Origin of the sequence: Treponema sp. OMZ 855 (assembly GCF_024181145.1) — a bacterium.
Lineage (GTDB): Bacteria > Spirochaetota > Spirochaetia > Treponematales > Treponemataceae > Treponema.
Map to the genome: position 1 here is coordinate 1,392,850 of NZ_CP051194.1, position 19,372 is coordinate 1,412,221.

21 protein-coding genes are annotated in these 19,372 nt (G+C 43.1%); 7 read left to right on the forward strand and 14 right to left on the reverse strand.

The features are described 5' to 3' along the window. The first annotated feature begins 5 nt into the window (after positions 1-5). Both nrdR and E4N65_RS06275 read left to right on the forward strand, forming a co-directional pair. A complete protein-coding gene (nrdR, locus tag E4N65_RS06270) occupies positions 6-503 on the forward strand; it encodes a transcriptional regulator NrdR (RefSeq protein ID WP_044016142.1) in 498 nt (165 codons plus the stop codon). After that, entirely contained in the window at positions 481-2,577 is a 2,097-nt protein-coding gene (locus E4N65_RS06275; protein ID WP_044016139.1) for a ribonucleoside triphosphate reductase, read from the forward strand. The genes nrdR and E4N65_RS06275 overlap by 23 nt, the downstream gene beginning before the upstream one ends. Positions 2,578-2,728: 151 nt before the next feature. Here the strand turns inward: E4N65_RS06275 and E4N65_RS06280 are convergent, their stop codons facing one another. The 9 genes from E4N65_RS06280 to E4N65_RS06320 all read right to left on the reverse strand — a co-directional run bounded on the left by E4N65_RS06280 (position 2,729) and on the right by E4N65_RS06320 (position 9,504). Next, positions 2,729-3,196, reverse strand: coding sequence for a hypothetical protein (locus tag E4N65_RS06280; RefSeq protein WP_044016137.1), 468 nt, complete (start codon positions 3,194-3,196; stop codon positions 2,729-2,731). Further along, positions 3,177-3,677 (reverse strand): Got1/Sft2-like family vesicle transport protein, encoded by a 501-nt coding sequence (locus tag E4N65_RS06285; RefSeq protein ID WP_044016135.1) that lies wholly within the window; start codon positions 3,675-3,677, stop codon positions 3,177-3,179. The genes E4N65_RS06280 and E4N65_RS06285 overlap by 20 nt, the downstream gene beginning before the upstream one ends. 124 nt (positions 3,678-3,801) lie before the next feature. Next, positions 3,802-5,106 carry a dicarboxylate/amino acid:cation symporter gene (locus tag E4N65_RS06290; RefSeq protein ID WP_044016133.1) on the reverse strand — a complete coding sequence of 435 codons (1,305 nt, stop codon included), beginning with the start codon at positions 5,104-5,106 and terminating at the stop codon, positions 3,802-3,804. A 197-nt stretch (positions 5,107-5,303) separates the two neighbouring features. Beyond that, a complete protein-coding gene (locus tag E4N65_RS06295) occupies positions 5,304-5,888 on the reverse strand; it encodes a CDP-alcohol phosphatidyltransferase family protein (RefSeq protein ID WP_044016131.1) in 585 nt (194 codons plus the stop codon). A 495-nt stretch (positions 5,889-6,383) separates the two neighbouring features. After that, on the reverse strand, positions 6,384-7,190 hold the full coding sequence (locus tag E4N65_RS06300) for a ferredoxin reductase domain-containing protein (protein ID WP_044016129.1): 807 nt from the start codon (positions 7,188-7,190) through the stop codon (positions 6,384-6,386). 8 nt (positions 7,191-7,198) lie between these two features. Continuing rightward, positions 7,199-7,546: a hypothetical protein gene (locus E4N65_RS06305; protein ID WP_044016128.1), complete on the reverse strand. Its 348-nt coding sequence runs from the start codon at positions 7,544-7,546 to the stop codon at positions 7,199-7,201. Between the two features lie 137 nt (positions 7,547-7,683). Further along, entirely contained in the window at positions 7,684-8,211 is a 528-nt protein-coding gene (locus E4N65_RS06310; protein WP_044016125.1) for a flavin reductase, read from the reverse strand. Positions 8,212-8,250: 39 nt separating this feature from the next. After that, the gene (locus E4N65_RS06315; RefSeq protein WP_044016123.1) at positions 8,251-8,817 is read right to left on the reverse strand and encodes a TetR/AcrR family transcriptional regulator; all 567 of its coding nucleotides are present in this window, start codon (positions 8,815-8,817) and stop codon (positions 8,251-8,253) included. 354 nt (positions 8,818-9,171) lie between these two features. Further along, on the reverse strand, positions 9,172-9,504 hold the full coding sequence (locus E4N65_RS06320) for a hypothetical protein (RefSeq protein ID WP_044016121.1): 333 nt from the start codon (positions 9,502-9,504) through the stop codon (positions 9,172-9,174). 455 nt (positions 9,505-9,959) lie between these two features. On the opposite strand from E4N65_RS06320, the gene E4N65_RS06325 reads away from it, so the two are divergent. The 5 genes from E4N65_RS06325 to E4N65_RS06345 all read left to right on the forward strand — a co-directional run bounded on the left by E4N65_RS06325 (position 9,960) and on the right by E4N65_RS06345 (position 15,280). After that, positions 9,960-10,406 carry a hypothetical protein gene (locus tag E4N65_RS06325; RefSeq protein ID WP_235619692.1) on the forward strand — a complete coding sequence of 149 codons (447 nt, stop codon included), beginning with the start codon at positions 9,960-9,962 and terminating at the stop codon, positions 10,404-10,406. A 65-nt stretch (positions 10,407-10,471) separates the two neighbouring features. After that, positions 10,472-12,253, forward strand: coding sequence for an ABC transporter ATP-binding protein (locus E4N65_RS06330; protein WP_253672317.1), 1,782 nt, complete (start codon positions 10,472-10,474; stop codon positions 12,251-12,253). Between the two features lie 20 nt (positions 12,254-12,273). Next, positions 12,274-12,705, forward strand: a complete 432-nt coding sequence (locus tag E4N65_RS06335; protein ID WP_253672319.1) for a GNAT family N-acetyltransferase — start codon at positions 12,274-12,276, stop codon at positions 12,703-12,705. Between the two features lie 4 nt (positions 12,706-12,709). Next, positions 12,710-14,467 (forward strand): ABC transporter ATP-binding protein, encoded by a 1,758-nt coding sequence (locus tag E4N65_RS06340; RefSeq protein ID WP_253672321.1) that lies wholly within the window; start codon positions 12,710-12,712, stop codon positions 14,465-14,467. Between the two features lie 126 nt (positions 14,468-14,593). After that, positions 14,594-15,280, forward strand: coding sequence for a GTP pyrophosphokinase (locus E4N65_RS06345; protein ID WP_253672323.1), 687 nt, complete (start codon positions 14,594-14,596; stop codon positions 15,278-15,280). Between the two features lie 28 nt (positions 15,281-15,308). On the opposite strand, the gene E4N65_RS12210 is transcribed toward E4N65_RS06345, so the two are convergent. The 5 genes from E4N65_RS12210 to E4N65_RS06375 are packed head-to-tail and all read right to left on the reverse strand — an operon-like array spanning position 15,309 to position 19,346. Beyond that, positions 15,309-15,743: a CC/Se motif family (seleno)protein gene (locus tag E4N65_RS12210; RefSeq protein WP_305879865.1), complete on the reverse strand. Its 435-nt coding sequence runs from the start codon at positions 15,741-15,743 to the stop codon at positions 15,309-15,311. 35 nt (positions 15,744-15,778) lie between these two features. Next, positions 15,779-16,603: a hypothetical protein gene (locus E4N65_RS06360; RefSeq protein ID WP_044016110.1), complete on the reverse strand. Its 825-nt coding sequence runs from the start codon at positions 16,601-16,603 to the stop codon at positions 15,779-15,781. A gap of 11 nt (positions 16,604-16,614) precedes the next feature. Beyond that, positions 16,615-17,310, reverse strand: coding sequence for an ABC transporter ATP-binding protein (locus E4N65_RS06365; RefSeq protein ID WP_253672327.1), 696 nt, complete (start codon positions 17,308-17,310; stop codon positions 16,615-16,617). A 16-nt stretch (positions 17,311-17,326) separates the two neighbouring features. Next, positions 17,327-18,697 (reverse strand): tRNA uridine-5-carboxymethylaminomethyl(34) synthesis GTPase MnmE, encoded by a 1,371-nt coding sequence (mnmE, locus tag E4N65_RS06370; RefSeq protein WP_253672329.1) that lies wholly within the window; start codon positions 18,695-18,697, stop codon positions 17,327-17,329. A 13-nt stretch (positions 18,698-18,710) separates the two neighbouring features. Then, a complete protein-coding gene (locus E4N65_RS06375; RefSeq protein ID WP_253672331.1) occupies positions 18,711-19,346 on the reverse strand; it encodes an adenylate kinase in 636 nt (211 codons plus the stop codon). Between the last annotated feature and the right edge of the window lie 26 nt (positions 19,347-19,372).

A 19,372-nucleotide genomic window follows, 5' to 3' on the forward strand; every position in this document is an offset into this window, starting at 1 on the left:
AAGATATGCGCTGTCCGTATTGCGGAAGTGTTGACGATAAAGTGGTAGAATCCCGAACACTCGGGCAAGGCGATTGTATTAGGCGGAGACGAGAATGTCTCAGCTGCGGGTACCGCTTTACCAGTTATGAGCGGATAGAAGAAAAACCGCTGATGGTGGTTAAACGAAACGGACGGAGGGAACCCTTTGACCGCGCAAAATTGGAACGGGGCATCGAACGCTCACTGGAAAAGCGTCCCGTTTCGATGAACGAGATTGAAAACATCGTTAGCGATATTGAAGATGCGGCGATTATGAACAGTAAGAGCGCAAAAGAAATCAAGAGCACGGAACTGGGCGAAATGGTACTTGCACGATTGCATTCACTTGATAAAGTCGCCTATATTCGATTCGCATCGGTATATAAGAAATTTAATGACCTTGATGAGTTTATCAACGAAGTACAAAAAATACATGTCAAATACGGGGAGGAAGAAGAACATGGATCAAGCGGTATTTCCTGAATGGACAGCCTTTTTAGGAGACACAACGATAGAAACAAAGCCGGTATTGCGGTCGGTAGTAAAACGGTCGGGTGATATTGAAGTTTTTAATCGGAATAAAATAAAGATAGCCATTCAAAAAGCAATCGAGGCGGTTACCGGTTCTGCAGATGAAGAAAAAGCCGACTCGCTGACGGCTGCAGTGGAAGAGAAACTGACAGAGTTGATGGCTTCGCGCCATGCACATTCGATTCCCGCAATCGAGGAAATTCAGGATATTATCGAAAATGTCTTAATCGAACGCAATGAGGCAGGTATTGCAAAAGCTTTCATCCTCTACCGTGCAAAACGGGAAGCTGTCCGCGATGCGGAACGGCTGATGATCGATATCGACAAAACGATGAACGGCTACTTGAGTAAAAGCGATTGGCGGGTCAACGAGAATGCCAATGTCAACTTTTCGCTCGGCGGTCTCATTTTGCATAACTCCGGTACGATAACGGCAAACTACTGGCTTAAAAATATCTACACGCCGGCAATCGCCGAAGCGCATCAGACGGCGGCTTTCCATATCCATGATCTTTCGATGTTTTCGGGCTATTGCGCGGGCTGGTCGCTCCGGCAGCTCATCCAAGAGGGTTTGGGCGGCGTTCCCGACAAGATTACGTCGAAGCCTGCGCGCCATCTTTCCACCCTTATTCAGCAGATAGTAAACTTTCTCGGCATTATGCAGAACGAATGGGCGGGAGCGCAGGCATTCAGCTCCTTCGATACCTACCTCGCACCCTTTGTAAAAGCCGACAAGATGGACGAAAAGAGTGTAAAGCAATGCTTGCAAAGTTTTATCTACGGGGTTAACACGCCGAGCCGTTGGGGGAGTCAAGCGCCGTTTACCAATATCACGCTCGACTGGACATGCCCCAAAGATCTTGCCGATAAAAAAGCAGTGGTCGGCGGAAAGGAAACCGATTTTACCTACGGCGATTGCCAAGCGGAAATGGATATGATCAATAAGCTCTTTATCGAGCTGATGCTGGAAGGCGATGCGGCAGGGCGCGGTTTTCAGTACCCTATTCCAACCTACAACATTACCGAAGACTTTAAGTGGGACAGCCCGAACGCCACCCTCCTTTTCGAGATGACGGCAAAGTACGGAACGCCGTATTTTCAGAATTTTATTAACTCGGATCTTAACCCGAGCGATGTTCGCTCCATGTGCTGCCGCCTACAGCTGGATAAGCGCGAACTGCGGAAACGGGGCGGCGGTCTTTTCGGCTCCGACGAATTTACCGGCTCCATCGGCGTAGTTACCATCAATATGCCGCAAATCGGCTACCTTGCGCGCACGGAAAAAGAATACTTTGACCGCCTTGACTATCTGATGGAACTTGCCAAAACCAGTTTACAGATTAAGCGCAAGGTGATTCAGCGGCTGTTGGAGGGAGGCCTTTTCCCGTATACGCGCCGGTATCTTCAACACTTAAACAACCACTTTTCTACAATCGGGATTTGCGGCATGAACGAATCGTGCCTTAACTTCCTCGGGGAAACTATCGTCGGAGACGCCGGTAAGGCCTTTGCCGAAAAAGTGCTGACCCACATGCGCAAGCGGCTCGCTGATTTTCAGGAACAGACGGGCGACCTCTTTAACCTTGAAGCAACCCCCGCCGAAAGCACCTCATACCGGCTTGCGCGACATGACAAGCAGCAGTTCCCCGACATTATCACCTCAGGTGAACGCGACCCCTACTATACCAATTCAAGCCAGCTGCCGGTTTCGTATACCGCCGATGTGTTTGAAGCCTTGGATCATCAGGAAGCCCTGCAGCGTAAATACACCGGCGGTACGGTATTCCATATCTTCTTAGGCGAATCGATTAAAGAGTGGCAGGCGTGCCGTGATTTGGTTAAAGCGGTTGCTTCCCATTACCGTATCCCGTATTTTTCCATATCGCCGACTTTCTCCATCTGCCCCACGCACGGGTACATCGACGGAGAGCACTTTGAATGTCCCTTGTGTAAGCGCGAAAAAGAAGCTGAACTGGAAGCCCGCTTACGTAAACTGGAAGCGGAGAAGGAGGCCTTGGGCTACTAGCCTAAGAGTTTTGCTCCGAAAACATGAACGCCCCTGTTACCGCTAACGGCAGCAGGGGCGTTTTATCTTATGAAATGCTTATGGAAACCTCTAAAACTTCCATTTTTAGAGACGCTCTATCAGCAGTTCATTCAGGAACAAATATTAGAAATTAATGCAATTCTTCAAACCCGTAGACTTCTTCTTTCGTATTAAAGAAATAGTTATAGGATTTGGAAGCCTCTACCGTAATTTCCTGTTTGCTTGCACCGTAAGTTGTGGTAACGGAGCGGTAAAAGAAACCGGGACGAGTTTTTGAAAAAGACGATTCGACAATATGGGTTCCGGGAGTAACATAGAATCCGGTTGAAAGCTTTTCTCTAAAGTAGAACGGACGTTCCCCGTCGACACTGCTGACGGTTATCTGCTGAGCCGCACTCGCCAGATAACCGGTTACCGAACTCGTTTTACCGATATACACTTTTACCGCATCGGGATGTTCATTCAGCCAATTTGTAACGCGCTGTTTATCCTTCTTTGTTTTAAAGATTGCAAATGCAAAATAAGCAAGCAGCCCTATCGGAATAAGGATAAAATAATAGATATGTGAAAAAGTTGTATTACTCATGATGGTGTCCATGTGTTTTCTCCTTTACGGTTGTCAATTTAGCCGGTTCATCAGTATTGTCCGTGCTGAGTTTGGTTACGGAATCTCTATTGATTCCCAAATCATCCAATAACTTTATAAACTGCGTAATACCGATTAATTCGCAGTCAATCAGTTCTTCATTTTCTCCCTGCCGGGTAAGATAGAGCGAGCATTCCGTATCCCCGCCGGAACTAACGGTTTTTGCCCGTATCGCTGTAGCGGAAATCGAATAGGTATCGATTTTATTACCCTTTTTTATTGTCAATGTATCGCCGTCGGTTTCTATAACAATCATATTACCGATAATTACCAACCAAACATAGCCGGCGAAAGTTGCTAAAGCTATCAATAGCAATAATACGGAACTTTTAAGCCAAATTGATGCAATAAAAGTCACAAAGAGAGCGGCTCCCGCACCAAAAACAAGATTCACAAGTACTCTGTGCGGGCGTGTCTTATAGACATTGCTCATTTTTTTCCTCCTATAAAAATTTCAGGAATCGAAGGAATTATTATAATTGAGCCACTCACTTTGTCAACCCAGTCTAAATTTCTTTTCAATTTTTAGACTGCTTTATGCCGATTAACCGGAGATATTAGACATCCGTTTGATTGACCGCTTGATACTTTTCTTCCTGTTTGGAAACAATAAGCGTTCCGACAACATCGCCTGTTACATTGATGCAGGTTCTTCCCATATCAAGCAATGCATCGATTCCAAGAATCATCGCATAGGCTGCCGCTACGGCAGAACCTTCAGTGAGTTTTAAACCGCAAGAGTCGAGTACCATTAGCAGCATAATAGCTCCCGACCCCGGAACACCCGCAGTACCGACCGCTGCCAATGTTGCCGTAAGCACAACGGTAACCTGCTGTGAAATACTCAGCGGAGAGCCGATTGCATAGCCGATAAACATCGCGCAAACACCGAGGTAGATAGCGGTTCCATTCATATTTATTGTTGCACCAAGCGGCAGTGTAAATGAAGAAATACTGCGCGGAATCTCCAAATTTTCTTCCGCCACGCGCATGGTAACCGGCAACGTTCCTGATGACGAACGGGTTACAAAAGCGGTAATCATAATCTCGTGAATCTTTTTAAAAAAGGTTATCGGAGAAACCTTCGATGCGGTAAGAATAGCGCCGTACACCACAATCGTCTGTACTACAAAGCCGAGATAGGCACAGAGAGTAACCATTAAAAGAGGTCCTATCGCCTGCGGTCCTTGCTGGGCAAATACAATGGAAATTAAAACGAATACACCAATCGGTGCATATTGCATAATTCCGCCGACGATTTTATACATTGCCTCAGCCGCCCCGTTACAACCGTAAAACACCGTATCACCGCTTTTACGGAGTAACTCGTCTTTGGAACCACGGACAAAAGAAACGGCAAAACCGAACAGCATTGCAAATAATATGATGGGCAGCATATCCCCTTGAGCCAATGCCTCCATCGGATTAGTCGGGATCATTTTTAAGAGAATTTGATTCATTGCAGGCGCTTCGCTGATCTTCGCCTTTGCAGCTGCCGAACCGACAACCGAAAACCCGAAGCCGGGGCGCAGTAGATTAGCAAATACAAGCCCGACGAATACGGCAAGCGCACTCGTCAATAAATAGTAGATAATGATTTTAACACCGATCCGTCCCAATTTTGCCGGTTCGATACTGGCCGAACCGCAGATAATCGAAAACAGGACAACCGGTACGACAATCATTTTCAGCAGCCGGATAAATACATCACCGAAAAACTTCGTATAGGTAACGTAAGGCTGCACCGCATGGGGAAAGAAGCCGAGAATAATACCGGTAATTGCACCGAGTATAAGAGCAGCAAGAATTCGCTTTAAAAGATTGGAATCCAGATACAACCTTAATGCATTTTTTCTCATCATGAGCCTCCTTTAATTACAACGGGATAGCTCTAAAAACGGAAGATGTAAGAGCCTCCCGATAGTATGATTCTATTATACCCCCTATCCGGCCTGAATGCAAACAAATTGTTGTTCATATAATGATAGAAATGGAGAATGCCCTTCGTAATTGAGAAAATTCGACAATCATTTTTTATCTTGATTTATTTGCAATTATCTTATTTTGCCGGATGAATTCGATTTGTTTTTACGAGTACGGTACATCTCAGATAAGTCGAGACCAAAGAGAAAATTAATAGGCTTACACAAAAAACATAGCGGATGATAAAAAAGAACGGCATCAAATATATACTACAGAGCACAATCACCGTAGGTAAAATATAAAATCCTATAGCCGTATACCGACCAATACGGTCAAACATAAAAATATGAGACCGGTACTGTACGCGTTTTATCAGTAGAGAGGTCAAGATAAATTCAAAAAGTTTTACGGTAATAAGAATCAGCACCCAAATAGGTAAACAGCCTAAGCGGTACAGTGCGTAAGTTGAAGTCATAATATAGAAGAAGTCACAGATGACATCTGCTATTGCACCAATGCCGCTTTGAACATGAAATGCACGGGCACATTTTCCGTCCAAAAAATCACTTACGGCAATACCCAAGAATAAGCAGAGATAATAAATACCGCGGATAGTTCCCGCTGTTATTTCCATATAAGCAAAGACGGATAACGGTATTCTGGATAATGTTAAACAATTAATCAGCACAAACGCTGCATATTTTTTTCCGGTAGTGTACATATTTTATTTCCTTATTTTACTGAATGAATATTATTTAACATTCATTCAGAGTATAGTCATTATTGATGAATGTGTCAATAATAGCATAGAGCATCTTTTAAAAATCTATACCTGAGTTTTTAATTAATGAAAGAAAACGAGAATCTGACCAATTATATGCATGGTAAATTGCTAGTGTCAAAGGGGGTACTGCAGGCTGAGCTTCATTATTGTACATTCTTACACGAGTATTTATATTTTCATTTGTAAGTTTAGAAAGACGTGCATAATCCTTTTCGACTTCTTTACATGAACAATTTTTTCTACTGTAAGCATAACAAAATGCCATTGAATGCCCAGGGCGGACGCTTCGAGTCGATGTTGCAGGACTTAAGAAAAAAGTCTTTTACTTCCTGCTCCATAAGCGGATGATTTCCTTTAAGAGCTAGAATATAATCACTATCTTTTGCAATTTTTATCAAAAATACAATGAATTTTACACAAAAGTGATTGTTACTATTTCAAACCTTTAAAATCATCTACTTTAATCTGCTTGCTATCAATTCCCTGTTCCTCAAGTAACTTTTTTATCATTTCAACATCATCAGATTGACCAGCCAAAAGATAGATAGCTTTATTACCATATTTATCAACTATATTTTTTAAGGTTTCTTGGCTTTGGGAGAGGCTGGTGCTTTTGTCATAATTCAGTTCGACGTATTTTTGAGCCGTTTGAGACAACTCTTCATCAAAAACCGTTACACCCTTATCCAAATGACTCAGAATAATATCTCGTTTGCCAGCCCACTCTTTGATAATTGGTCGTATTGCAGCAATACCTACATCAGAGGCAAAACAAACAAGTGGCTCTTCGCCATCTGTAACAGATAAATGAGAGTCAATCCAACTCATCGCAACCTTACTTCCTGCTGGTAAATTGGTCAAAGTTTTCTTATATAAACTACTACTATTGTGAGTCAAAATAAGGATTTCATTCTCATCAGGATTGGAAGCTATTGTCAGCCAGTAACGGTTTTGCTTGTTTTTATCACCGCTCGTTGTAGCACCGGATACTGCATCTGTAGTGTCTTGATTACTCTCCTTAATATCGCGTAATGTAAACTGAGCAAAAGAACCGGCTTTCCATGTCATATTAGTAGGTTTCGTCAAATGTATTAAGTAAAGGTCACCATTGAAATTTTCAATGGATTTTAAAGACAAAGCTTGACTACGTCCAAGATGGGTTATCACACCCCAAGAAATAAGGCATATAGCTACCAGAATAGATACAATAATTATCAGCATTTTTTTACCTCTTTTCATTATTTTCCTCATTTCCAAAATTTAAAGGATAGCCAAGTAGCCAGTGCAATAACAGGAATAAAGCCAATCAGTTTGATAAGCAAATCAGTATCAGGTAGACTGTAAATATAAATCATGGTAGTCAATGCCGCTAACCAAATACCTACGATTTGCAGAAAGGCAGGCAAGCCGGCAATCATACATAACCCTATAGCCAGCAAAATCATACCTCCAGTCGCAAAGGACATAAAATTAGGGTTTGATAAATCAATCTGTTGTAGTGTAGCCCCCCCAATAATGACCAAAATACCAATAACGGCAAGAGAAATTCCTGTAATACCTAATCCATTCATTTTTTTCACTCCTTGTTTGTCCATGATAACATCCCCTTTATTATATTATTGAATGAATAAAATATAAATTCATTCATATATTTCCAAAAAATAAAGAAATTAATTCTTTTTATAAAAATTTTGTCCTTTCCATTAAATAGTATCAAATATAGCATATCCATTTACTCTATAATCTGTTCTATCTCACCTATAAGAATAAAATGAGGTTCCCAGCCACCATGTCCATCAGTATAGATATCCGGATACGATTCATAGTAATCCCTTATTTCCTGTACAAAACTCTCCTTGTCAAACTGTTGCTTACAAAGCTTTTTACATAAAAAAGTCTGCTTTGCCTCTTTAAATCCCATGGTCTTACCTATAGGAATTGCCATAAGTCCGGCATTTTCTATTTTATTTTCATTTCTTCCTGAATGACTTCCAAGGTATGCAAGTGCCTTTTTATATTTCGGATCAAAAAAGCTTACAGTAAAGTATTCACTATCATCAATAAACTCAGCTGTATATCTTGACGGGTGTATATATAGGGTTACAGTCGCCTTACTTTTTCCCGGTGCTCCCCAGATATTTCCAAGGCTGCCCCATGACACAAGGCAGGCATTGAACTTTTCCCTGTTTCCTACCGTTACTGCCGCCCATTCACTGTCAAAAATATCAAACGGTTTGTACCCTTTTTTTCTAAATTCCATGGACATCCCTCTTTCTCCAATTCACCTATATTATATTTGTTATTTAAGAATGCCTTTAATGAAGTAAGTCGCAAGCATTTCAACAGTTTTACTGACTCCCGGAAAATCATTTTCTGTGATGTGCATATCCATATAGTAGAACAGATTATAAACTTGCAAGATTTCTTGAATTTTTTTCTGAGAATATCCTTCTTCCACCATACGATTAGTAAAGGTCTCCACTAAAAACTGATGAAAGGGATTCGCAACTTTGCCCTCTTCCGAAGAATAATATTTATGCAATTCATCAGAAATAAGAGGATTGTACCATTCCGTAAGAATTTTATTGGAAGAAACATAACTTCGTGACCGTCTGAAAATCTGACTGACAAGTCCAACCATATCATTCATTTGCCAATCCAGCTCGTTTATCATTGCTTGACGTACACGATTATTCTCATCTACATAAACATCTAAAAAAATAGCTTCTTTACTGTCATAGTAGTTATAAAAAGAGCCAACTGCTACACCGGCTTGCTCGGCAATTTCTGCAATTGCTGTTGCCTTATATCCTTTTTTAGAGAATACATCGTAGGCTGCGGTCTTTAATGCCTGTTTTTTATCCAATTAAATAGACCTCCTTTTTATACTATGAATGAATAATTCGTTGTATTCATTCATAGTATATCAGACTATAAATAACTTGTCAATAGATAAAAAATATAAACCATTATTTTATTCTTAGTTGTCAAGACATATGTAGAAATCTTTCTATATTTATGGTATAATGTATTAATAAATTATATACACGCTTATGTTTGCTATCTAAATCATTCTTTTGTAGCTTTTGTAGACAAACTAAGGAAAGTCAATATCAATTTAAAAAATGGCAAATATTATTTTTTGCTACTGAAAAATTAAAAAAGTGCATAACAAATAGACCTCATAAAAGTTCTATTTTGAGTCTTAATTGTCAACAATTTATGCAGCTATTTTATTGTTTTCTCGAATTAGTCTTTGATGTTCTTCGGGTGTTCTTAACTCAAATGATTTTTGGTTTCTAAGAACAGCAAAAATCATTTGAACCATCTTTCTCATAATTGCACACATTACAACTTTGTACGGTTTTTCAGCTATTTTCTTTTCAAAGTCAGTTCGCATAATAGGATTGAAATGCTCTCTGTTGCGATTCGGATATACATTAGACTTTGCCAACATATGGAGAATTAAGCGGTTGATGTGTTCTACGATTTCATCTGTCAATTCTTTGTGTTGTCTGCAAAGCTTTTTGACCTGATATTCCGGAGTGTTCATCGCTTATGTTGTACAGTCTTTGCAAAATGATGACCTTAAACATCAGCACATAATCATACGCTGGTCTTCTTATGCTGTGCCCGGAATCAGGAACACGGAGTTCAGTTTTACCTCATACGGTAGTAAGCCGCTTATCTTAATTACACTTGACATCTTCACTATGCTTGCATATTTCTTCCGATTGTAGTAAACTCCGTCTTACAGTTTAATATTACACCGTAATATTAAACTGTAAGACGGAGGGTGATTGTATACCAAGGAATTTTCAGCAAACACACGAAAATCTGCTGCAATGTGCAAAAGAGCAGTTTTTAGCATTCGGCTTTGAGCGGGCAAGCATTCGGGAAATTTGCAAGGAAGCTCATGTAACCAACGGCGCATTCTATAATCATTTTACGGATAAGGAAGCGCTCTTCGGCGCCATAGTAGACCCGGTTTTTCAAACTATTTCTCAAATGTATAACGATGCCGCAGCGGAGCAGTTCGCATTAGTAAAAAACGATGATCTTTTACAGCTGTGGAGACATGAAGAAGAAACCTTGTGCAGCATGATCGAGTATATCTACGCACATTTTGAAATATTTCAGCTTTTGCTGATGTGTTCAGCCGGTACAAAATACGCAGATTTTCAAGATATGGTGGTACGTGCCGAAATGCGGGAAACTAAAAAGTTCCTTGTCGAATTAAAGCGGCGGGGTATTCCTTTTCGGGATTTGGAAGATGATGAATGGCATATCCTTGTGCATGCGCATTATGCTTCCCTTGCCGAACTTGTGTTGCACAATTATCCAAAAGAAACCGCATTAAAATATGCTCATACGCTCGCCGCTTTTTTTGAGGCGGGGTGGAAAGCGGTTTTAGGGTTCCGTAATGGGAGAATAAAACTACGGCAGCGATTTTGATCTATCAGGAGATAGTAGGCATCTTTTAACAACTCTGGTTAGATTTTTTATAGAGAGGAGAATATATGGATATTTTAAAAAAGCATATCGGCGCAATCATCTTTTCGGTGGTTGTCGCAATTATCGGTGTTGCGTGCAGCATTGTGCCCTACTTTGCAGTTGCGTCTATTGTTACACAGCTGATAAACGGCGCAGCGGACTACCGCATTTTCTTACCGTATGCAGGGCTTATTTTTGCAGGCTTTGCCGGGGCGATTATCGGACATTCGGTGTCTACCATTGGTTCGCATAATCTGGCATTCAGCATTATTGAAGATACGCGAAAGCGGGTGGTGGAAAAATTAAGCCGCCTTTCGATGGGTACGATAGAAGAAAAAAGCAGCGGCAAGTGGTCTCAGTTTGTAGTAGAAACAGTGGATAAAATGGAAAAGCCGATTGCGCACGTTATCCCCGAAGTACTTGCCAACGTTATCATTCCGATCGTTATTGTCGTTATCATTTTTATACTGAACTGGAAGATCGCTCTTGCAAACCTCGTGACGCTGCCGCTTGGTATGCTCTTTTCGATGCTGATGATGAAAGACTATGAAGCAAAATCGAAACGGTACATCGAAGCATCAAAAAAAATGAATGCCGCCGCGGTCGAATATATTCAAGGGATAAAAGTAATCAAGGCATTTAACAAATCGGCATCGTCGTATGATAAATTCCAAAAAGCGGTGGAGGATAACCGGGACTCAATGCTCGACTGGTATTTGAGCGTGTGTTTTGCGATGACCGCTGCGATGGAAGTGCTGCCGTCCACGCTCCTTGTCGTACTGCCGGTCGGCTTGTATCTGTTTATGACCGGCGGCATTACCACGCCGGTGCTGATTATGTGTGTGCTGCTTTCTTATGCGTCATATAAACCGCTCCTTAAAGCAATGGCGTACATGGATACGATGGCGAATGTACGTGTTGTGTTCGGTGAGATACAGTCGGTACTCGATTTACCGGAGCTGGTTCGGCAAGACACCGCCCCTGCACCGCACGGGTATGATGTGCGTTTTGAAAATGTCGTGTTCGGCTACGGCGGAGCGCTGTTCGAAACAGCCGGTACCGCTGCCAAGGATGGTGCGGCAGGCAGCGCGGTAAACGGTGCAGCTGCCAAAGACAGCACAAAGGTGTTCGACGGATTGAACTTTACCGCCAAAGAAGGCGAGCTGACTGCGATTGTCGGTTCTTCCGGCAGCGGCAAGTCTACCATCGCAAAACTGCTGGCAGGCTTTTGGAATATCGACAGCGGACACATCACCATCGGCGGTGCTGATATCGGGAGTATGAGCTTGGAACGGAATATGCAGTTGGTTACCTACGTGTCGCAGGAAAACTTTTTGTTCAATAAGACCATTCGGGAAAACCTCAAGATGGCAAAAGAAGATGCAACCGATGCGGAAATCGAAGCAGCTTGTACGAAAGCCAGCATCCACGACTTTATCAAAAGCCTGCCCGACGGGTATGACACCAATGCGGGAAACGCAGGCAGCAAGTTTTCAGGCGGCGAGCGGCAGCGGCTCACCATTGCCCGTGCCTTACTGAAAGACAGTCCCATTGTGGTACTCGACGAGGCAACCGCCTACTCCGACCCGGAAAACGAAGCCATTATCCAGCAGTCTATCGATAACCTCGTAAAAAATAAGACCGTTATTATGATTGCGCACCGGCTTTCCACGATTGTCAATGCCGATAAAATCATCGTACTGGATAAAGGAAAAATCGCCGCTGAGGGAACGCATACCGAGCTGTTGCAACGTTCACCGCTCTATCAAAAAATGTGGCAGTCTCATATCAGCAGCAGGGATAATTAAGAATTATATTGGAGAAATACATGATACGAACTATACAGCTAACAGATGCAAAGGCTATTCGTGATATCAGCGAATTTTCGCTTGGATATAAAACAACAGAAACGGTAACCGAACGGCAGATTGCAAAACTCATCTCCGATAACCGGCATTTTATACGGGTGTACGAAGATAATGAAACGCACACGGTGGTAGGCTTTATTCATGCCGAAGCGTATGAATTACTGTTTGAAGAAGCGGGGTTCAACATTTTAGAATTGGCAGTCAGTTCCGAACACCAGCACAAAGGTATCGGCAAACAGCTGTTGGGTGCTGTAGAAGCAGAAGCTGCTGCGCGGAATTATCATTTTATCCGCCTCAACTCCGGCGAACACCGCACGGAAGCCCATGCGTTTTACGAACACTGCGGCTATTCATGTACCAAGCTGCAAAAACGCTTTATAAAGGAATGGTAAAACTATGTTTGATTTAGTGAAGAAGATTTACGCGATTGCGGGGAAGCAATCAAAGCGTATAACAACGATGTTTATTTGCGATATGCTCAAAAGCATATTCGAAGGCTTTACGCTCGGCGGGCTTGGGTATTTTTTGCTAACACTGAGCCGTGCAGTGTTTCAATCTCAGCCGGTTACACGGAGCAATATCATCACGGTTTTTTGCATTATGGTTACCAGCATCACGGGGAAAATCATTTTCGGCTATATTTCAGACCGCAATAAAAATATCGCCTCGTATACGATGGGGGCGGAGAACCGGCTTGTCATCGGAGATAAACTGAAAAACGTACACATGGGATATTTTTCCGAAAGTAAACTCGGCGATATTTCGGGAGCGTTGACAACGGTGATTTCTGATGTTGAAACAATCGATATGATGATTCTCGAAATGATGTTTGCAGGCAGCATTCAAACGGTGATTATGGCGCTGTTTGTTTTCCCGTATGATATGACGACCGGCGGTATCATTTTTATCACCCTTGTTACTGCAATCCTGTTCAACTCTGTGTTTCAAAAAAAGACCGATGCGGTAACGACAAAACTGACGGAGCTGAAGCTGCAACTGCATACCGATGTTCTGGAGTATGTGCAGGGGATCGGTGTGGTCAAGGCGTTCGGCAGAACAAGCGAAGCGATAAAAAACGTAACGGAGAGTATTAAAAAAAGCAAAACCGGTTTCTTTGCGGTAGAAAAAACGCTCATGCCTTCATTGCTGGTTTTTTCGCTCCTGCTTAAACTGGGGACAACCGCAATTATTGTGAGCGCCTTATACCGCTATTCAGCTGGGGCGATCGATGTGGAAAAAACGCTGATGCTGATTGTTGCGAGCTTTGTGGTATTCGGCGGGTTTGAAATAGCCGGTACCATGCAGCGGATGCGCGGTGTTGCGGTGCAGAATTTGGATACGCTGTTTACGGTTAAAAATATTCAAGCCTTACCGGAAGGGTCACTCCTGCCGCAGGGAAATGACGATATCACTGTCAAAAATATTACCTTCGGCTACGGCGGAAATGAGCAGCCGGAAGAAAAACTTTTCCGCAATGTGGATATGAGTATTCCGCAAAACAGCGTAACAGCCTTGGTCGGGTATTCCGGTTCGGGCAAGACCAGTTTGTGCCAGCTAATTGCCCGCTTTTGGGATGTCAATTCAGGGGAAATAAAACTCGGCGATACCAATATAAAAGACTTTGCGTACGATGCGTTTTTATCGAACTTTACATTTGTATTCCAAGATGTGTACTTGTTTGAAGACACAATAAAGAACAACATCAAATTCGGAAAACCGGATGCAACTGACGAAGAAGTTATTGCAGCAGCAAAAGCAGCGCAGTGTCACGACTTTATTATGGAACTGCCGAACGGTTACGATACCGTACTGCAGGAAGGCGGCAGCAATCTTTCAGGCGGGGAGCGCCAGCGTATTTCTATTGCGCGTGCAATGCTCAAACCGAGTTCCATTGTCATCCTCGACGAAGCAACTTCCAGTGTCGATCCCGAAAACGAAGAAAAACTGATGAGCGCCCTTGATGAATTGCTGAAAAACAAAACCGCAATCATCATCGCACACCGACTTTCAACTATCAAAAATGCCGATCAAATATTCGTCATGGATAAGGGCAGTATCGTCCAGCACGGCACCCATTCCGAACTCGTGCAGCAAGACGGTATTTATGCACGCTTTGTCGGTATGCGGGAAACCGCGGCCGCGTGGAAGGTGTAAAATAATTGATAATGTTCTAATGTATAATTGGTAATTAGTGCAATCCTTAAGTATACAACATTACCAATTATACATTGACTGAATTATCCGGCTGTACGAAATTTTGACGGAAGTGTGAGGTATATATTGACAAGTGTTACAGTTAAAGAATTGTTGAATAGCGACAAACCCGAAGAGCTATTGGAAGCGGCATACCCGTTTGCCCATCTGATGATGCAGTATCGCTGTGCTATGCGAGAGGTTCAAACAAAACTGGAAGTCCTTAATACTGAGCTGTCGATGGACCAAGACCGTAATCCTTTTGAATCCATCACCTGTAGAATCAAAAAACCGATCAGTATTCTCGGCAAATTAAAAAAGATGGGACTTGATATATCGCTCGAAAATATCGAACGTCATTTGCATGATGTGGCGGGCATTCGGGTTATCTGCACGTTTCAAAAGGACATCTATATCCTTGCCGATAAATTATGTGCACAAGATGATATAAAACTGCTTGCCCGCAAAGATTACATTAAAAATCCAAAACCGAACGGGTACCGCAGCCTGCATCTGATTGTCGAAATTCCCGTTTTCTTCGCAGAAGGGAAAAAGTATATGCAGGTAGAAGTACAATTCCGTACAATCGCGATGGACTTTTGGGCAAGTGTCGAGCATAAGATATATTATAAAAAAGAGATCGACCGTAACACCGCTCAAATTACGGAAAAGCTCCGGCTCTGTGCGGAAAACATCAACCTGATTGCAACGGAATTGGAAGATATCAGCAGAGAAATAGAAATACAAGAAGAACAGGATCGTCCGCTAGCCTAACAGTCCGATGCGTTTATACTGACATTTCCTATTGTGCTATTCCTTTTGCAATAAACACTTCTTGCCAAAATGCATTTTCTGCTGTGATCGTTACAATACCGTCAAGCGTATTGGTCCCTTTGCTGATATACACATCGATTCCGTTTACTTCAAATTTATCATAGTTATTAAGGTCTTTCGGCATTCCGACAAGCACGGTCGGATCTACAATAGTACCGCCTCACGATGCGCCCATCGCGATACAATACACCGCAGTCGCTTTTTGCTTACTCAGCGCTGCATGTGCTTTATCGTCAATCACCACATGCGCAACAGGCCTTTCGGCCCATACAGCGGTTTGTGTACGTTTATCCGCCGTACAAGTTTGAGCGGTATCTTGCCGTGCCTCACGTTTACATGCAATACAGCCTAATATCAGCAAAACCAAACCTACATACGAAAAAATTTTTTTATATATTATCATCGTTAACTCCTCTAAACCAGAATCACCGCCTCTGTTTATACCTCAACCTTTCTTTTTAGAAGCCATGCCGAAGCAAAAAAACATGCGATGCCTATCCCCAATGAAATGAACGTCGAAACGATAGGGACGTTAACAACCATACTCGGATATGATGCGACCTGTGCTGTATACTTAATACCGGATACGGTAATGGGACAATAGGAGCCTAACGCCCGTCCGACCATTGCCTCAACTCTGCCGGTCAAAAAGAGTGTACCGGTAAAAATAAGAATAAAGCCTACGGTCCAGACTCCCCGCATCCGTTTAATATTAAAGGAACGCATCACCGTTTGAACGGCAAGCGCAACATTTCCAATAAATATGAATGACACTAAAGAGCCGAACAGCATAAAAACAAGGAGCGGAAAATTTTTAAGGAAAATAAGAGTAAGAATATCTCCCGCAACACGAAAAAACTGCTGACTCGTAAAACCGATATAATGATATGTCCACCCTATTCCAACTGCTATTAAAAAGGCTCCTGAGACAAACATACAAATCACCAATTCGGCAAGGCCGCATAGTATTCTGCCGAGTAATATAAATTCGGTACGAACCGGCAGTGTCAGCATAAGATAGCTCTCATCGGTAAATAGCAATGTCCGTGCGTAACCGCTGCTGCACCGAATAAATAGGAAGAGCGGAATTACCGTTAAGGCTATCACGGTAAGTACAAACCATAACATATAAAACCCGTTAAATATGTTTTTAGTAAAGGCTAAAAAGAGCAGCTCAACACCGCTCATACATGCCATAACGGCACAGCTTAAAATAATACTCGGCAGCCGCTGCAGAAAAGTATATTTAAAAATCCGGTTCATTTATTTCCCCTTTAGCCGAAAATTTCGAGATACAACTGATACATCGATTTTTGATGCGCTTCCCTTAGTTGTTCCGCATTGCCTTGCATGGCAATTGTTCCTTTGCGCAAAAAAGCGACATCGGTAAACACATGCTCAACATCCGTGACCAGATGGGTACTGATGATAATTGCACTGTTTTCCGTCCATGTTTTAATGATCGTTTTGATAATCCTTTCACGGGCAACAGGATCGGTGCCTCCTAACGGCTCATCAAGCACGAACAGCTTTGCCGCCCGCGAAAAAGTGAGCGTTAAATTCATCTTTTCGATCATACCTTTCGACATTGTTTTAATTGTTTGCTTTTGCTCGAGCTCCATGAATTCAAGCAATTCCAAGGCTTTATTCCGATCAAAGTCATCAAAAAAATCCTGATAAAACTGAATAACATCGAGTGCAGTCATCCGCGGATACAAGCAATTCCGGTCAGGTAAAAACGAAACCATACGCTTTGTTTCAAGGCCGATCGGTTGACCGCACACCCGAACATCGCCGGAGGTTGCATGAAGCAATCCTGCAATAATCTTCAAAAAAGTTGTTTTGCCCGAACCGTTCGGGCCAAGTAACCCGAGTATCGAACCTTCTTCTATCGCCAAAGAAATACCGTTCAATACCGGCTTGGTAAAATAGGATTTCTTTAGCCCGTCTACCTCTAAAATAACACTCATATTGTAAACTCCCTTCTTATTTGCCCACGCAAAAGCCTGAGAATATTTTATCTAAGATATTATCGGAGCGCACTTCGCCGGTAACGCTTCCGAGCGCATGCACCGCCTCTTCCACATCCTGAATGACGGCATCGAGCGGATATCCGCTGCGTCCTGCTTCAAGCGCATGGCGTGCTGCTTCAAGTGCGGCGGTTACCGCTTCCTTTTGCCGCTCCGTCCCGAGCGAGATGCCTGCATCCTGCATCGGCAGCGCGGTATCCGCCGTAACGAGCCCGGCAACCGTATCGATCAGCGTATCGAGACCGGCTCCCGTTTTCGAGCTCAAACTCACGGCGGGATACCGCTGCAAAGCCGCCGGCAATGGTTCCGTTTGCCCCTTATCCACCTTGGTTTGCACGATAATCAGCGGTACGGTATTCCGTTCGATAAATGCACTATCCTCTTCTGCCGGCGGCTTTGTCCCGTCAATCAGATACAGCACAATGTCGGCTGCCGATGCCAGTTCAACGCTGCGCTGCACACCTATAGCTTCGATTGTATCTTCCGTAGGGCGGAGACCGGCAGTGTCGAAAATATGTGCGGGGATTCCTTTAAAATCGAGTTCAGCTTCAAGCCAATCACGGGTTGTTCCGTGAATATCAGACACGATAGCGCGGTCTTCTTTTAACAGCGCATTAAAAAGAGAAGATTTTCCTGCGTTTGTTTTGCCTGCAAGCACAAGGCGCACACCTGCCTGATATATTTTTTCCGTTTGCCACGAAGCGGCGAGCTGCTGCAGGGCAGAGAATGGTTTTTGAAGGAGCGATTCGTCAAAACTGTCTGCAATCGTTTCCTCATCCTCGGGATACTCGATTCCTACTTCAAGAGCAGCCAGTGCAGTCATTAAATCTGTTTTGATTGTTTCAATTTCACGGAATACGGTACCGGAAAGCCGGCCGGCAGCCTTTTGTTGCGCCGTATTTGTTTTTGAATCGATAATTTCCCGCACTGCTTCCGCGCGGGTTAAATCCGTTTTACCGTGTATAAACGAGCGAAAGGTGAACTCGCCTCGCTCCGCTTCACGGAAGCCGTTTTTGATGCAGAGACGATAAATCGCTTTTACTACACCTGCCCCGCCGTGACAGATAATTTCAACGGCGTTTTCACCGGTATTGCTTTTCGGAGCACGATACACACAGAGGACAACCTCGTCAATTTTTACGCCTTCGTCATGTATCCAGCCGTATACAAGCGAATGTCCCTGCGCCTGTAACAAGGCCTGCGGACGGGAAAAAAAACGGGAAATAAGCTCAAGGCTTCGAGTTCCCGATGTCCGTACAATACCGAGTGCTGCGGGCGCCAATGCTGTCGCAATAGCGGCAATTTCGTCATCAAGCGTATAATTCAAAAAGCGACATCCTTTAGTGCTTGAGAGGAAAGAGTTTAACAAAGTTTTCCAAAATAACTGCCGGAGCAGGCTGTGCATCCAAAGTTATGAGCAATTTTTTATTTTGATAAAACTCTATTAAAGGAAAGGTTTGCTCTCGATAGGTTTCAAGCCGCTTTACAATTGCTTCTATTTTATCATCCTCGCGGATAACCAGTGTACCGCGGCAGTTGTCGCAAACACCTTCGACCTGTGGTTTCATAAACTCAATATGAAAGTTCTTACCGCATGAGGGGCACAGCCGCCTGCCTGACAGCCGTGTTATTACTGCTTCATCCGAAATATCAAAATTGATGACAGCATCGAGCCTGCAAAAATCTTCCAAAATTTCCGCCTGTGCGATTGTACGTGGGAAACCGTCTAAAATAAAACCGTTACGCGCATCATCATGAGTAAGGCGCTCTTTTACCAAAGAAGCCGTTGTTTCATCATCAACAAGCGCACCGGAATCGATAATCTTTTGAATTTTTTCCCCTAATGGAGTATGATTCTTGATAGCAACACGGAACATAGATCCCGTAGAAATATGAGGAATACCGTAATATTTTGCAGCCTCCAACGCCAATGTTCCCTTTCCGGCCCCCGGAGGACCTAAAAAAACCAATTTCATATATAACCTCTAAACGAAGTTGTTAT